The sequence below is a fragment of the Pseudovibrio japonicus genome (assembly GCF_014651595.1).
In the GTDB taxonomy this organism is placed as follows: Bacteria; Pseudomonadota; Alphaproteobacteria; order Rhizobiales; family Stappiaceae; genus Pseudovibrio; species Pseudovibrio japonicus.
This window is the reverse complement of the sequence record NZ_BMXE01000003.1, coordinates 467,091-479,895: the sequence shown is the minus strand read 5'-3', so window position 1 is coordinate 479,895 and position 12,805 is coordinate 467,091. Positions and strand designations below refer to the sequence as shown.

Below are 12,805 nucleotides of genomic sequence, written 5' to 3'. Positions count from 1 at the left end.
ATGCCGCTCCCCTACTGAATAAGGATCTCTTTAAAGAGAACCCCTTCGACTTTGGCTGGATAGATTGCAGAGTTGATGCGACGCAGCAGCTGCTCTTTCAAACGGAACAACCCGGCAGACCCTTCAAGGTCAGCAGGGCGCAACTCGCGCAGATAAATCTGGAAGGCATCAAGAATGCGCGGAAGATACGGCTCTACCTGAGAAACCATATGCTCGCTCTCAACCTCAAGTGCGATCCGGACCTTCAGGTATGTAGTCCGCCCTTGGGTAGAAAGGTTCACCGTCATTTCCGGCAGGTCGTAAAAGACCACTGGCTTGGCATTGATACGCTCAACCGTACCGTCGGCGCGTTTAACGGTCGTGGTATTAGTCAGATCGAACCAGTCCATGACATAGGCACCACCCACACCAAGGGTCAGCAACAAGACGCCAGCAATCGTTCCGATAACGACCTTGCGTTTGCCGGATCTACCCTCATCCTCGGTATCTTGCAGTTCCGTATCTGCCATTTTTGCGTCCCGGTGAATCGCAATCAAAGGTTTAAGTATTGTTAATTCAATCTAATTGGTTAACAAAGATTACCACATAGTTAACACACTATTACTAAGCAATTTTTGCCCACTAGGAAATTAAAGTAGGCATATTTTATCAGTTACTTAACAGATATTTTGCGCTCCACCCCCTCAAAACAGGAGAATTCAGCCAAAGCTTCAAACTGGCACAACTCCTGCAAGAACCTTGGCGCAGCGGGTCTGGGGAGATCCACTGCAATGCTGGGGAGCATAAAATGGAAAACGCACAGCTGATCGGCTTGTCACGTCAAAGTGCCCTTCGTCGGAACTTGGATGTGGTGGCCAACAATCTGGCAAACATCAATACATCCGGCTACAAGGCTCAAAGGCTGATCTTTGAGGAATACCTGATGCCAACCGCGCAGGCCTCCGAGTTTCAGCGCCAGGACCGCCCCCTCTCCTTTACGCAGGATGTGGGCACGGCAACAGTATTGACGCAGGGCTCAATCCAACTGACTGGCAACACGCTGGACGTTGCCATTGACGGCGACGGCTATCTGGCTGTTCAAGGCGCAGGCGGCGAACAGCTTTACACCCGCGCTGGCAGCCTTGCCCTTGACCCGGAAGGCACACTTGTAACCGATGCAGGCCTGCCAGTTCTGGCTGACGGCGCTCCAATCCAGATCAATCCTGAAGATGGCGAGATCACCATCACCAAAGAAGGTTTCATCTCCACCCCGCAAGCACAGCTTGGGCGTCTGGATGTCTACACATTCGACAACCGCCAGCAACTTACAAACGTTGGCGCCAACCTGTTTTCCGGCATTGACCCTATCCCAGCAAACAACCCGACCGTCGTACAGGGCGCTCTTGAGAGCTCCAACGTAGAAGGCGTTCGCGAAATCTCCCGCATGATTGAAATCACCCGCCAATATCAAAGCGTGTCCAAGATGATGTCGCAGCGCAACGAACTCCGTCAGCGCTCCATCCGCGAACTTGGATCGGTTGAAGCTTAAGGATCAGGACAATGAAAGCTCTACACATCGCCGCTACCGGCATGAAAGCTCAGGAACTGAACGTCGAAGTCATTTCGAACAACGTGGCCAACATGCGCACCACCGGCTACAAGCGCCAGCGCGCAGACTTTCAGGACCTGCTCTACGAGAACCAGCGCCGCATGGGTACCGAAACCTCCGATGCCGGCACGATCGTTCCAAACGGCGTGCAAATCGGTTCCGGTGTACGTACAGCCGCAACCACGCGCATCATGTCCGCAGGTTCCGTAACCCAGACCGGCAACGAATACGACATCACAATCCGCGGCGAAGGCTTTTTCCAGATCCAGCGCCCGGACGGAACCACCGGCTACACCCGCGACGGTTCCTTTGCCCGCTCCCAGACCGGCCAGCTGGTCACCAAAGATGGCTACACAGTCGAACCTGGCATCACCATTCCAGACAACGCACGTGATCTGACAATCAACGTGCAGGGCCTCGTGCAGGCCATGGACGACAACGATCAACTGCTCAACCTCGGCCAGATCGAAGTTGCACGCTTCATCAATCAGGCAGGTCTGGAAGCCGTCGGCGACAACCTCTTCCTTGAGACCGCAGCCAGCGGCCCGCCGCAGATCGACACTCCGGGCAACGCAGGCTTCGGCAACATCCTTCAGCGTCATCTGGAATCCTCCAACGTGGACGCAGTCACAGAACTCTCCAGCCTGATCGCCGCACAGCGCGCCTATGAGATGAACTCCAAGATCATCAAAGCCGCAGACGAGATGTACTCCACGACGACCAACCTTCGCTAAGGAGCTGACCTCATGAGAAAGTTGGTAAGCGCACTCTTTGCAGGATTACTGGCACTGGCAGCAGGCAGCGCATTCGCAGCACCAACCCTGCGTCCGGTCGTCAACGTAACCGGACCAGTTGTGACAATCGGAGACTTTTACACCGAAGCTGGAGATCTGGCCCAAACCCCAATTTTCCGCAGCCCGGACCTTGGAACAACCGGCAATGTCTCTGCCCTGATCATCGCACAACAGGCGCAAGCAGCAGGTTTCATTCGCGCGGATACCAACGGCCTGACCACCGTCAGCGTGCACCGTCTGTCTATTCCGGTGGATGAAGCACTCATCTCAGACATCTTGCTTAACGCATTTGCCGAGCGCGCCGGCGTACCACCGGAAGAAATTGAGATCTCATACACCTCCCCGCTTCCGGTCAACCTGCAGGCAGACGCAAACTCCGTTTCACCGCTGACCATCGGCCACATCAACTGGTCCCCGCGCACCGCCCGCTTCAAGGCAATTCTCAACGTGGTACGGGAAGGTCAAAGCAAACCGATCTCTGTCATCGGCAGCGCCTCCCAGATGGTCTCCATCACAACACTGGCACGCAATCTGGAGCGCGGCACGGTTATCACTGCAAATGACATTCGCGAGGAGCGCAAAGCTGCCAACCGTTATGCCGGACGCGAGTTTCTTGCTGCAGCTGATCTGATCGGCATGGAAGTCCGCCGCAACATGCGCTCAGGCTCCACACTCACACCAAGAGACGTAAGCGCTCCCGTTCTCATCAAACGCGGCGCCAAGGTGACTGTACTTTACAAGATACCGGGCATGAACATCTCCACACAGGGCAAAGCCAAATCCGCAGGCGGCAAAAACGACTTGATCGAGATCGTGAACCCAATCTCCAAGAAGACAATCCTTGCAGCAGTGGTCGGCAAAAACATTGCTGTCGTTAGCACCACCAGCACGCAAGTTGCAGCCGTACTGGAGACCCGCTGATGCCTAAGACACCTTCAGCAGCCAAGCTAAAGCGGTACGCAGCTCTATCAATCGCTCTGTTCGCTCTTGTAGGCTGCGGCACCGCCGACAAGCTCTCCAAGATTGGTCAGGAACCAGCGCTGACCGCTATTCAGGACCCACGCACCCAGCCGGGGTACCGACCAGTCCAGATGCCAATGCCTGTCAAGGAAACCGAACGGTACAACGCCAACTCGCTCTGGCGCACGGGCAACAGAGCCTTCTTTCAGGACCAGCGCGCAAAGCGTATCGGCGATATCGTCACTGTCAACGTCACCATCTCCGACAAGGCAGCCTTTGAGAACACTTCGAGAAGCTCCCGTAGCGATACAAAAAACACCGGTGCTGGCGGCGCACTGGGATCAGCGATCGATAAATTCGCACTTCCATCCGGAACCTCGGCAGATGCACTGGCCTCCATCAACAGCTCCGACAATTTTCAGGGCAGCGGCTCCATTGACCGCGAAGAAAGCCTGAAGACCACCGTAGCCGCTGTCGTGACACAGGTCCTACCCAACTCCAACCTCGTCATCGAGGGCCGTCAGGAGGTGCGCGTCAACCACGAGGTGCGCGAGTTGATCGTAGCTGGTGTGGTTCGCCCGCAGGACATTGCCGCCGACAACACAGTTGAGAGCACCAAGATCGCTGAGGCACGTATTGGTTATGGTGGCCGCGGACAAATCTCCTCCACCCAGCAGCCGCGCTACGGCAGTCAGGTGCTGGACATCGTTCTTCCGTTCTAACGAGAATTCAGGAACCCGATGCCGCTCAATAAGCTCCCCAGCTTGAGCGGCACATAAAGCGGGCCCGGCAACATGCTCCCCAGCATGCCGGGCTCGTTTTCCTTCATGCGCCGGAACACGGCAAAGCCCGTAACGCCAGCCTAAAACAAAACAAGGGAAGCGCAGCCAGGCCACACTTCCCTCGTAAAGTTATAGTTCAAGTATTAGAGTCTACAAAATTATGACCACAGCTTGAAAGGCGATATCCTGTCTCCCTGAGGATCAGTCATCCCGATAGATTTTCTCACGACGCTCATGTGCCTCTTGAGCCTCGATTGAAAGCGTAGCGATAGGTCGCGCATCCAGACGCCGTACAGAGATTGGTTCACCAGTCTCTTCACAGTAGCCATAGGATCCGTCTTCAATGCGAGCAAGAGCAGCGTCAATTTTGGAAATCAACTTTCTCTGCCGATCGCGCGCACGTAATTCAATCGACCGATCTGTTTCAGAAGAAGCACGGTCAGCCAGATCTGGATGATTTGTGCTTTCTTCTTGAAGCGCAGCAAGGGTCTCCTTGCTCTCTTTCAGAATATCTTCCTTCCACGCGAGCAGCTTCCTACGAAAGTACTCGCGCTGTTGGTCGTTCATGAATGGTTCATCCGGAGATGGACGATAATCAATTGCGACATCAACTGCCATCTGAAACTCCGCCTATTTATATGGGCGGCTGGAATATAGCGAGAGGAACCTGAAACAACAATCTACTAAAAAGATGAAATTGTCTAAGAATGCATATTTGCATAATATTCAGCCACTTATGCGGTTGGAAAGCTCCACAGGCACCCCAGTTTTACAGGCATTTTTCCATTATGATACGTTATTCTACGTAATGACCAAGCTTCGCGAGCTCGATTCTGGCACGTAATTCAATATCTTCGACAACCTTGTCGAGGCCAGGATTACCGCTTTTCACCCTCATGGAAAGGTTGCCCACCAAACGCTCCAAACGCTCCTGCTGCACTTTCCCCTGCAGCAGATCCATCCGCAGCGCATCCAGCTGGTCTAAAAGTTTGTTTCCGTGCTGCACAGCCCGCCGCCTGTCATCCACCTGAACGTCCATCTGCTGGAGAGCCAGCAACGAGTCTACCCCTTGCAGCGCAGGCGCCGGGACACTCGTTTGCGACTGGGCAACGCTGACAGTTTCCTCCTCAACAGCAAATGCACCCGCCTGATCACCTTCAGAACCTTTGCGGCGCTTCTTCTCCACCTTACCCGTGGAGTTCAAACCAGAAACCGGAGTGGTGCGTACAAGCAAAACCTGACCCTCAGAGCTGTGAAATTGGACAAAAAGCAGAAACCCGAACGCATTTGCCGAGCTGAGACCACCAAACTTTACCAAGCAGGCAACAATTGCCGCATTAAAATTTGCAGTGCTTTAACCTTTATCCACCCCCTACTAAAAATATCAAGTAAATTCATGCAGTTAAAAAATGACAGGGGCAAAGCGGCAACTGGCACAAAAATCGCATAACTCCAGCAAGTGTGAATTGTAGAACCGGGTACCAATGCGCTCTCTCGCAAGCTTGACCAGAATCGCCGCAGCGGCCTTGATTGTCCTTTTGGGCGCAACCCTTCAGGGAAATGCAGCCTCACGGATCAAGGATATAGCTGACTTTGAAGGGATCCGAGACAACCAGCTCATCGGTTACGGTCTTGTTGTCGGCCTTCAGGGCACAGGCGACTCTCTCAATGCCTCACCGTTTACCCGGCAATCTTTGCAGGCAATGCTGGAGCGCCTCGGCGTCAACACCAATGAAGCTGACCTGAACACAAAGAACACCGCCGCCGTGATGGTGACAGCCAACCTGCCAGCCTTCTCAACGCAAGGCACACGCATCGACGTTACCGTCAGCGCACTGGGCGACGCCAGGAACCTGCAGGGCGGCACCTTGCTTGTGACACCGCTCATGGGCGCAGACGGAGAAGCCTACGCCATCGCACAAGGTCCCGTGGCAATCGCTGGCTTTGCGGCGCAAGGGGACGCAGCCTCTGTTGTACGCGGCGTACCAACCGCTGGCCGCATTCCAAACGGCGGCCTCGTGGAGCGTGAGGTAGAGTTCAAACTCTCCTCACTCAGCACCATTCGCATCGCCCTGCGCAATCCGGATCTAACCACGTCTCGCCGTATCGCAATTGCAGTCAACGAGCTGATCGGCCTGCCAACCGCAGAACCACTCGACCCGGCCACCGTGCGCCTCACACTGCCAAAGCAGTTTGACGGCAACATCGTTGATCTCATCACCGATATCGAGCAGCTGATCGTTGAACCGGACCTGCCCGCAAAAATCGTCATCGACGAAAGCTCAGGCATCATCGTCATGGGCCAGCAGGTAAAGGTGTCGACCGTCGCTGTTGCACAGGGCAACCTGACGGTGACCATCTCAGAATCGCCAGAAGTCGTTCAGCCGCTCCCGTTCTCACAAGGCGAGACAGCAACTGTGCCCCGATCCAATGTGCAGGTCACCGAGGACAACCGGCAGCTCGCTCTGGTCAACGAAACAATCACCCTTCAGCAGCTCGTGGATGGATTGAACGCACTGGGCATTGGCCCAAGAGATCTGATCTCCATCCTACAGGCCATCAAAGCCGCTGGCGCCCTTCAGGCAGAAATCGAGGTCCTCTAATGCTTCCGCAAGCCCAACTGCCCTCACCGGCCCTACAAAGCTCCGCAGACCTTGCCAAAAGCGCAGCCCAAGTAAACAATCCATCAGCAGCCAAAGACCCGCTGATGGAAAAGGCGAAGGAATTTGAATCCGTTTTCCTCAACGAGATGTTGCAAAACATGTTCACCGGTTTGGATGAAGGCGGAACCTACGGAAACAGCGAAGGCTCTGATGCCTGGCGATCCATGCTGGTCAACGAATACGCCAACACCCTGTCTCAGTCCGGTGGCATTGGCATTGCAGCTTCAGTCCACTCGCAACTCCTCCAACTTCAAGAGAACGCAGTATGACCAACCAGCACGACGCTGAAACTGTTCAAACGACCGTATCGTTTGAGGAAGAACCAATTCAGACACGGATGCAGGCCGAGGTCTTTTGCGAGAACTTTGAAGTGGCGATGGACAATCTGCTCAGCGCGATTGAGGCCGAAACCGAGCTCCTGCGCGACGGGCAAATCTCTGAGCTGCCGAACGTCGCCCCGCAAAAACATGCAGCAATAGAAACCTACCTGACCGGAATCCGCCTTGCCAGCGCAAACACCGTGGCACTTGGCAATCTGGTCCCGCAGTCGGTGCAACGCATGCGCGAACAGCATGACAACCTGCGGCCAATACTCCAAGCCAACCTGCAGGTGGTTGCAACCGCCCGTACTGTGACAGACAACATCATCGAGACTGTCGCCAAAGCTGTTGGTTCTCAAGTTAAAACAAAAGGTTATGGCGCAAACGGTCTGATGAGTTCGCCACAAAGATCAGCGCAGGGCATCGCTGTTAACCAAACCCTGTAATTTGCACGATATTAGGCGTGCATATTAACGAAATAAGCCGAAACTCACCCAATCACCCCTCAAAAATCAGGGTTTTTTGGCGGTTTTCAGTCGCATTTCTCTAAATATTTAGTAAAAACTGAGCATTAAGATTAACTTTATTTAAGAAGATTCCCTTTTAAGTTGTTCATAATTGAAAACGTGGGGGACATTATGGAAATAGTCACACAAAGACCAACACTCTTACATCAGTCATTAACGACGCAGGCGGCACCGGTAAAATCAGAGAGCGTACAGGTCAAAACCGAGCTCTCCGGCGCTCAGGCCGTCACAGCTTCCTCAGAGGCTGGGAACAACCCGACGGCCTCCGAAAAGTCCTACGTCTCCGACTCAAGACTGGGCATCATTCCGAGCAAGCCGAAGGAAGAGGAAAGCCGTGTTGAGCGCGGTTACAACTATGACGAGGAGTCCGAAGAGCTGATCTACGCTCTGACGCAGCAGCCGGAAGGCGAAGTCATTTATGAGCTGCCGTCCAAAACGGCCCGCCGCATCCGCGCCTTCGTGGATGAAGTAATCCAGATGCAGGAAAAACGCAGCCTGGGCGGAGAGGCAAAGGATATCGAGCCAGTTATCTATGAGGCTAAACAGACCGAGCCAGCGCAAGCAAAGCAGGAGAGCGCCGCTTAGGCTTTATCCTCCTAGCTAATCAGAATTATCCCCCTTGAGCCATGCCGCCCCCGCAGCACGGCTCTTTTTTTTGCCTGCAGCACGACGACCACATAACAACGCCCATACCACCACAAAAACGCAAAGCAACGCACAAACCAACGCAAACGGCGGGACATCGACTCAGCCAAAGAAAAACGCGCCCCGAAGAGCGCGTTCCCCAAATCTCAAATCTGAACTTAAGCTTATCGGATAAGGTTCAGAACAGACGCGTTAGCCTGAGTTGCCAGAGCCAGAGTAGAAGTTGCGATCTGGTTCTGAGTGTTCAGAGCCGCGAGGTTCGCACCTTCAAGGTTGGTATCAGCCAAAGTCAGCTTACCGGCACCAACTTCCAGTGTGTTGATCAGATCAGCAGTAAAGTCCTGACGATTCGTTACGATAGACAGGTTCGTACCGAAAGTGGACGCCTGCGCACGAAGATCGTTCTGAGCCTTATTAATCTGATCAAGGGACGCCTCAATCAACTCATCAGAACCCCAACCGCGACCTACGACAGCGTCCGCATCTGCACCAATCGTCTGCTTTGACGAAGCTCCAAAGTCGCCGCCAGCCTCACTCCCAGTATAAGCAACTTTGTACTCAATAGCATTGTCCCCTTTAGAAGTATTATCCAAAGTCAACTCTTGAGTTGTATTGTCAAATGACACAGTTAGATTGGAAAAGAGCGCAGTATTGAGATCATCTACAAGCTCTTGTACTGTAGAGTTCGCACCGATTGTAAACTCGTGAGTAATACCACCTTCTTCAGTGATAGTGATCGTATCATCCTCAGCAAAACCGGTAATATCTTTCAGCTTTGTAGCTGTGATATCGGTATTACCGCCAGCACCAGTAACAGCTACTGAACTGCCACCAACACCAACCGTCACGTTAGCAGCTGCACCACCTATTGTGATATCACCACCTGAAAGATCGACAGTCGCATCCTGGTTACCCGGCTTCTTTCTGATCTCTTCTTGAAGCTTATCCTGCAGATCTTGCAAAGTGGTACCTTCGCCAATAGTGAAAAGGTCCTCACCATCCACTGTGACCGTGTCTCCAACTGAGAGATTATTACCATCTTTGACTAGGTCAGTGAGGTCTTGGTCAGTTGCGGGCCCGGCACCTACCTGAAAGACATCTGCTGTAGTCTGAGTTCCAGTACCTGCGGCTGCACTAAGGATATCATCAGCAGAAATACCCAGCTTGAACAAACCTTTGCCGTCAGTCTCGTCAACTTCACCGATTGTTTCGCCAATTTCAGCAAGTTGAATACTAGAATCCGAGGAGTCGAGATCCGTATAGTCCACGGCACCAATGTTAAGTTTAGAAGAACCATCTTCGTTAAACTTAACCAGAAGGTCATTGCCGTCACCACCCAGCAGGTTTTTACCTTTGTAACCGGAATCTTTGGCAATATCTTCGATCTGCGTACGCAGCTCGTTGAATTCTTCAGCGTACTTTGCACGCGTCTCGGCATCTTCAGCCTGAAGAGCCTGATTAGCTTTACCTTTTGCAGCATCAAGGAGCTTATCAATACCCTGGATGCCCTTATCAGCAGCTTCCAAGGTAGAAACGGATTGCCCGATATCATCCTGAAGATTACTCAGGTCAGAGGCGCGAGCATTCAGAGAAGACGAAGTGAAGAAGGAGTTAGGGTTATCAAGTGCAGAGTTAACTTTCTTGCCTGTTGCAAGACGCTCTTGAGTAGAGCCAATCAGATCAGCTGTAGACTGGAGAGTACTCAGGTTGGAACGCACCGCAGCGGTGAGTGTAATATCAGCCATTTTATAGGTCCCTTCTAGGAAAATCTATGACCCGTTCTGGGTCACAACGCAGCAAAAATTACTGAGTTTTAAATGGGTACAATTACCCGTACTGCGAGTAAAGAGAGAAGCTGTTAACAAGCCTTTAATAAATCAGGGATTGCAGCCCACAGATGCCTCACCATAATGCCAAAAGAGATTTAGCGCATATAATTCAGGGAGATACGACGGAGGCAACTCAGCACTCCAACTTAATATTGTCTGTGCATATTTCTGCCCGTCGATCACCTCCCAAACCACGCTACAACCCGACTCACTTAGCCAGACAGAACCCCGCTCAGAAATCGATAAAAATTTTAAACAATTCGCTGCATAACTCGTCAAAATTAACTAGATTAACCATTTAGTTGCCATCATAGTTAAGACTGCTCTGAAGGAGGCTGCATGGCGCTAAAGGTCGAACTAAAACCCGGTGAAAAACTGATTGTCGGTGAAACGCTTATCACCAACGATAAGCAACGTGCACGTTTCTTCATTCAAGGGGATGCCCCTATCCTGCGGGAAAAGGATATCCTCCTACCGGAAGACGCCAGCACCATGGCACAGCAGGTCTACCTTGCAGTGCAGGTCATGTATTTAAAACAGGATATTACGGTCACTCAGAAAGAGTATTTCGACGTGATCGGCAAAATCCTGCAGGCCGCCCCAAGCACGCGCGACCTTATCAGCGAAATCAGCACAGCAATTTTGCGCGAAGAGCTCTACCGCGCTCTAAAGCTCGCCAAAAAACTGATTGAATATGAAAGGACTTTGATAAGTCATGTATCAACAAGCAACTCAGGCATATCAGCAGTCCGCGAACATCTCGGCCTCGACGGATCCAAGGGCGCTGGAAGCTGAAGCCCTGATGAAAGCAGCCGCACGCCTTTCTGTGCTGCAACGTGAGTGGGAAACAGTTTCACGCGAAGAACGCAACGAAACCCTCATATTCAATCGCACGCTCTGGACCATCTTTGTAACAGAAGCAACCGCAGACTACAGCGAACTGCCACTGGACCTGCAAAACAACATCGCCAATCTGGCACTGTTTACGTTCAACAGAACGTTGGAAATGATGGGCGGTGCGGAACCAGAAGCTTTGGAGACAATGATCAACATCAACAAGTCTCTTGCAGCCGGCCTAAGAGGCCAAAAAGCAAACCCGTAAAGTAAAAAAGCCTCCGTTAAGGAGGCTTTTTGCTATCTCAGGAAATTCGCAATACTTAGATTGAGCAGGATCGACGTCGCCTGAAACGATGCATCCAGATCAGTTCTCAAGACGGCTATCTCAGTGCCCACTTCGGTCTTGTCGACTCTTTCGAGCCCCGTCAACGTATTATGATAGCTCAAAGACGCTTGCTGCTGCCGCTCTACCGTACGTTTCACGGTTGTATTCACCACAGACATTTCAGCAGCGACACTCTGGATACCTGAGTTCCGGTCCCCAGCAAACGAAAGCGCATCCTCACTCATCTTTGCCAGCTCGGAATAATAGGACTTTGCGGTAGCGACTTGGCCTTCATTATCAGGATCATCTGCCTCAAAACCCGCCGCGACAAATACAGCCAGATTCCTCAACTGATCTGCAAACGCAGTCTCATTTGCTCGCGCACCATATTCAACACGCACATTGTCATCAATCTGCACGCTCTTGTCAGCACGTGGGTCGTCGTCGTTATCGGTACCCGTGTACCAGTCCACCAGCTGATCGCCCGCGGCTTCAAGAGCAGATCCATCCGCCGTTGGTATTTCTAGCGCAGAGCGATCACCAAAGAATGCCTCACCAGCCTTAACATCTGCCACCGCACGCAGCTTCGTCTTGGCAAGATCTTCAATCGCCTCTTTAAAAGCAGCCTGGGCATTCTGGGCGCTTTCATGGGTTGGATTACTGCCGGTTCCGATCAGAAATGTCCCTTCACCACCTTCCGGATCGTCTGTCGCTGTCAACCTGACAACAGATGTGCTTCCATCAGGAAGCTCCAGCACAATCTCAAGTGTATCGCCAACCTGAGGCGTCGCAGTAAACTCAAACGAACCTTTATTGCTCTTAGGGTTCGCTGGATCGGTAAGATCTTCCTCAACATCAGTCGCCTTAACATCAGTAGAAGAGGCAGAGACAGATTGAATAGTAAACCCGAACCCTTCCACGTTATCCTTCTCAATCGTGAGTATTGGATCACCGGCACCAAGCGGCGTCAAAGTCGAACCAATCCGCCCGTCTTCAGAAGAGCCTACATGAGCATACTCATAGCGCTCCATGATGTCTTTCAGACCAAGCTTAGGGTCCTGCCCCTCCATAATCACATCCAAAGACGCAACAGGAGGTTCGGCCGCATCCTTACCGCCAAACAGGTAGTACCCATTCACCTCAGAATTCAGCTGCGAGATGGTTTCATGCAGCATTATCTCGGTGGCTTGTTGGCTGGTGGTCTGTCCACCTGTCGTCAGAGTGTAGTTGTTGTCATCGATGGCGCTAACACTCTCGGCGCGCATTTCCTCCATGTGCTCAAGAGACTTTCCCATGAGCTCAAGCTGGATACTGGCAATATCGTTGGAGTCTTTGTAGACCTCAATATTCGAAATCTCACGGCGCAGTTCCAATGCCATACGAGCGTCAGAGCTGATACCACCATAAGTCTGCGACTTTAGGCCAGAGGTCAGCTGGATCGACTTGTTCTCCAACTGCGCCTTCTGCTGCATCAGGAGATCGAGCATATAACTATGTGATTTTGAATAACCAATTGTATTCATTTAAAGAAACAA

Annotated in this window: 15 protein-coding genes; 10 read left to right on the top strand and 5 right to left on the bottom strand. The window is 52.3% G+C overall.

What is annotated here, in order from left to right; translation table 11 throughout:
- Positions 1–11: 11 nt before the first annotated feature.
- On the bottom strand, positions 12–509 hold the full coding sequence (locus tag IE076_RS10685) for a flagellar basal body-associated FliL family protein (RefSeq protein WP_189436752.1): 498 nt from the start codon (positions 507–509) through the stop codon (positions 12–14).
- A gap of 278 nt (positions 510–787) precedes the next feature.
- Between IE076_RS10685 and flgF the strand changes: the two genes are divergently transcribed.
- The 4 genes from flgF to flgH are packed head-to-tail and all read left to right on the top strand — an operon-like array spanning position 788 to position 4,064.
- The gene (flgF, locus tag IE076_RS10680) at positions 788–1,528 is read left to right on the top strand and encodes a flagellar basal-body rod protein FlgF (RefSeq protein WP_189436751.1); all 741 of its coding nucleotides are present in this window, start codon (positions 788–790) and stop codon (positions 1,526–1,528) included.
- A gap of 11 nt (positions 1,529–1,539) precedes the next feature.
- Entirely contained in the window at positions 1,540–2,322 is a 783-nt protein-coding gene (gene flgG / locus IE076_RS10675) for a flagellar basal-body rod protein FlgG (RefSeq protein WP_189436750.1), read from the top strand.
- Between the two features lie 12 nt (positions 2,323–2,334).
- Positions 2,335–3,303, top strand: a complete 969-nt coding sequence (gene flgA, locus IE076_RS10670) for a flagellar basal body P-ring formation chaperone FlgA (RefSeq protein WP_189436749.1) — start codon at positions 2,335–2,337, stop codon at positions 3,301–3,303.
- The gene (flgH, locus tag IE076_RS10665) at positions 3,303–4,064 is read left to right on the top strand and encodes a flagellar basal body L-ring protein FlgH (RefSeq protein ID WP_189436748.1); all 762 of its coding nucleotides are present in this window, start codon (positions 3,303–3,305) and stop codon (positions 4,062–4,064) included. The genes flgA and flgH overlap by 1 nt, the downstream gene beginning before the upstream one ends.
- Positions 4,065–4,325: 261 nt before the next feature.
- On the opposite strand, the gene dksA is transcribed toward flgH, so the two are convergent.
- Positions 4,326–4,742 (bottom strand): RNA polymerase-binding protein DksA, encoded by a 417-nt coding sequence (gene dksA / locus IE076_RS10660; protein ID WP_008548072.1) that lies wholly within the window; start codon positions 4,740–4,742, stop codon positions 4,326–4,328.
- Positions 4,743–4,920: 178 nt separating this feature from the next.
- A complete protein-coding gene (locus IE076_RS10655; protein ID WP_189436747.1) occupies positions 4,921–5,358 on the bottom strand; it encodes a flagellar assembly protein FliX in 438 nt (145 codons plus the stop codon).
- A 250-nt stretch (positions 5,359–5,608) separates the two neighbouring features.
- On the opposite strand from IE076_RS10655, the gene IE076_RS10650 reads away from it, so the two are divergent.
- From IE076_RS10650 to IE076_RS10635, 4 genes are all read left to right on the top strand, one after another.
- Positions 5,609–6,727, top strand: coding sequence for a flagellar basal body P-ring protein FlgI (locus IE076_RS10650; protein WP_189436746.1), 1,119 nt, complete (start codon positions 5,609–5,611; stop codon positions 6,725–6,727).
- Positions 6,727–7,056: a rod-binding protein gene (locus IE076_RS10645; protein ID WP_189436745.1), complete on the top strand. Its 330-nt coding sequence runs from the start codon at positions 6,727–6,729 to the stop codon at positions 7,054–7,056. Before IE076_RS10650 ends, IE076_RS10645 begins: the two co-directional genes overlap by 1 nt.
- Positions 7,053–7,553 carry a hypothetical protein gene (locus IE076_RS10640; protein ID WP_189436744.1) on the top strand — a complete coding sequence of 167 codons (501 nt, stop codon included), beginning with the start codon at positions 7,053–7,055 and terminating at the stop codon, positions 7,551–7,553. Before IE076_RS10645 ends, IE076_RS10640 begins: the two co-directional genes overlap by 4 nt.
- 192 nt (positions 7,554–7,745) lie before the next feature.
- Positions 7,746–8,219 carry a hypothetical protein gene (locus IE076_RS10635; RefSeq protein WP_189436743.1) on the top strand — a complete coding sequence of 158 codons (474 nt, stop codon included), beginning with the start codon at positions 7,746–7,748 and terminating at the stop codon, positions 8,217–8,219.
- Between the two features lie 224 nt (positions 8,220–8,443).
- Here the strand turns inward: IE076_RS10635 and IE076_RS10630 are convergent, their stop codons facing one another.
- Positions 8,444–10,024: a flagellin N-terminal helical domain-containing protein gene (locus IE076_RS10630; RefSeq protein WP_189436742.1), complete on the bottom strand. Its 1,581-nt coding sequence runs from the start codon at positions 10,022–10,024 to the stop codon at positions 8,444–8,446.
- Positions 10,025–10,447: 423 nt separating this feature from the next.
- On the opposite strand from IE076_RS10630, the gene IE076_RS10625 reads away from it, so the two are divergent.
- Together IE076_RS10625 and IE076_RS10620 are read left to right on the top strand one after the other, a co-directional pair.
- Positions 10,448–10,903 (top strand): flagellar biosynthesis repressor FlbT, encoded by a 456-nt coding sequence (locus IE076_RS10625; RefSeq protein WP_189436741.1) that lies wholly within the window; start codon positions 10,448–10,450, stop codon positions 10,901–10,903.
- The gene (locus IE076_RS10620; protein WP_189436740.1) at positions 10,824–11,210 is read left to right on the top strand and encodes a flagellar biosynthesis regulator FlaF; all 387 of its coding nucleotides are present in this window, start codon (positions 10,824–10,826) and stop codon (positions 11,208–11,210) included. The genes IE076_RS10625 and IE076_RS10620 overlap by 80 nt, the downstream gene beginning before the upstream one ends.
- 32 nt (positions 11,211–11,242) lie before the next feature.
- Here the strand turns inward: IE076_RS10620 and IE076_RS10615 are convergent, their stop codons facing one another.
- Positions 11,243–12,793 (bottom strand): flagellin family protein, encoded by a 1,551-nt coding sequence (locus IE076_RS10615; protein ID WP_209009027.1) that lies wholly within the window; start codon positions 12,791–12,793, stop codon positions 11,243–11,245.
- Between the last annotated feature and the right edge of the window lie 12 nt (positions 12,794–12,805).

Coding starts and splice junctions, on each gene's coding strand:
- IE076_RS10620 (WP_189436740.1), top strand. CDS start 10,824: ATGTATCAACAAGCAACTCAGGCATATCAGCAGTCCGCGAACATCTCG.
- flgH (WP_189436748.1), top strand. CDS start 3,303: ATGCCTAAGACACCTTCAGCAGCCAAGCTAAAGCGGTACGCAGCTCTA.
- flgG (WP_189436750.1), top strand. CDS start 1,540: ATGAAAGCTCTACACATCGCCGCTACCGGCATGAAAGCTCAGGAACTG.
- IE076_RS10640 (WP_189436744.1), top strand. CDS start 7,053: ATGACCAACCAGCACGACGCTGAAACTGTTCAAACGACCGTATCGTTT.
- dksA (WP_008548072.1), bottom strand. CDS start 4,742: ATGGCAGTTGATGTCGCAATTGATTATCGTCCATCTCCGGATGAACCA.
- IE076_RS10645 (WP_189436745.1), top strand. CDS start 6,727: ATGCTTCCGCAAGCCCAACTGCCCTCACCGGCCCTACAAAGCTCCGCA.
- IE076_RS10635 (WP_189436743.1), top strand. CDS start 7,746: ATGGAAATAGTCACACAAAGACCAACACTCTTACATCAGTCATTAACG.
- IE076_RS10625 (WP_189436741.1), top strand. CDS start 10,448: ATGGCGCTAAAGGTCGAACTAAAACCCGGTGAAAAACTGATTGTCGGT.
- flgA (WP_189436749.1), top strand. CDS start 2,335: ATGAGAAAGTTGGTAAGCGCACTCTTTGCAGGATTACTGGCACTGGCA.
- IE076_RS10615 (WP_209009027.1), bottom strand. CDS start 12,793: ATGAATACAATTGGTTATTCAAAATCACATAGTTATATGCTCGATCTC.
- IE076_RS10630 (WP_189436742.1), bottom strand. CDS start 10,024: ATGGCTGATATTACACTCACCGCTGCGGTGCGTTCCAACCTGAGTACT.
- IE076_RS10650 (WP_189436746.1), top strand. CDS start 5,609: ATGCGCTCTCTCGCAAGCTTGACCAGAATCGCCGCAGCGGCCTTGATT.
- IE076_RS10685 (WP_189436752.1), bottom strand. CDS start 509: ATGGCAGATACGGAACTGCAAGATACCGAGGATGAGGGTAGATCCGGC.
- flgF (WP_189436751.1), top strand. CDS start 788: ATGGAAAACGCACAGCTGATCGGCTTGTCACGTCAAAGTGCCCTTCGT.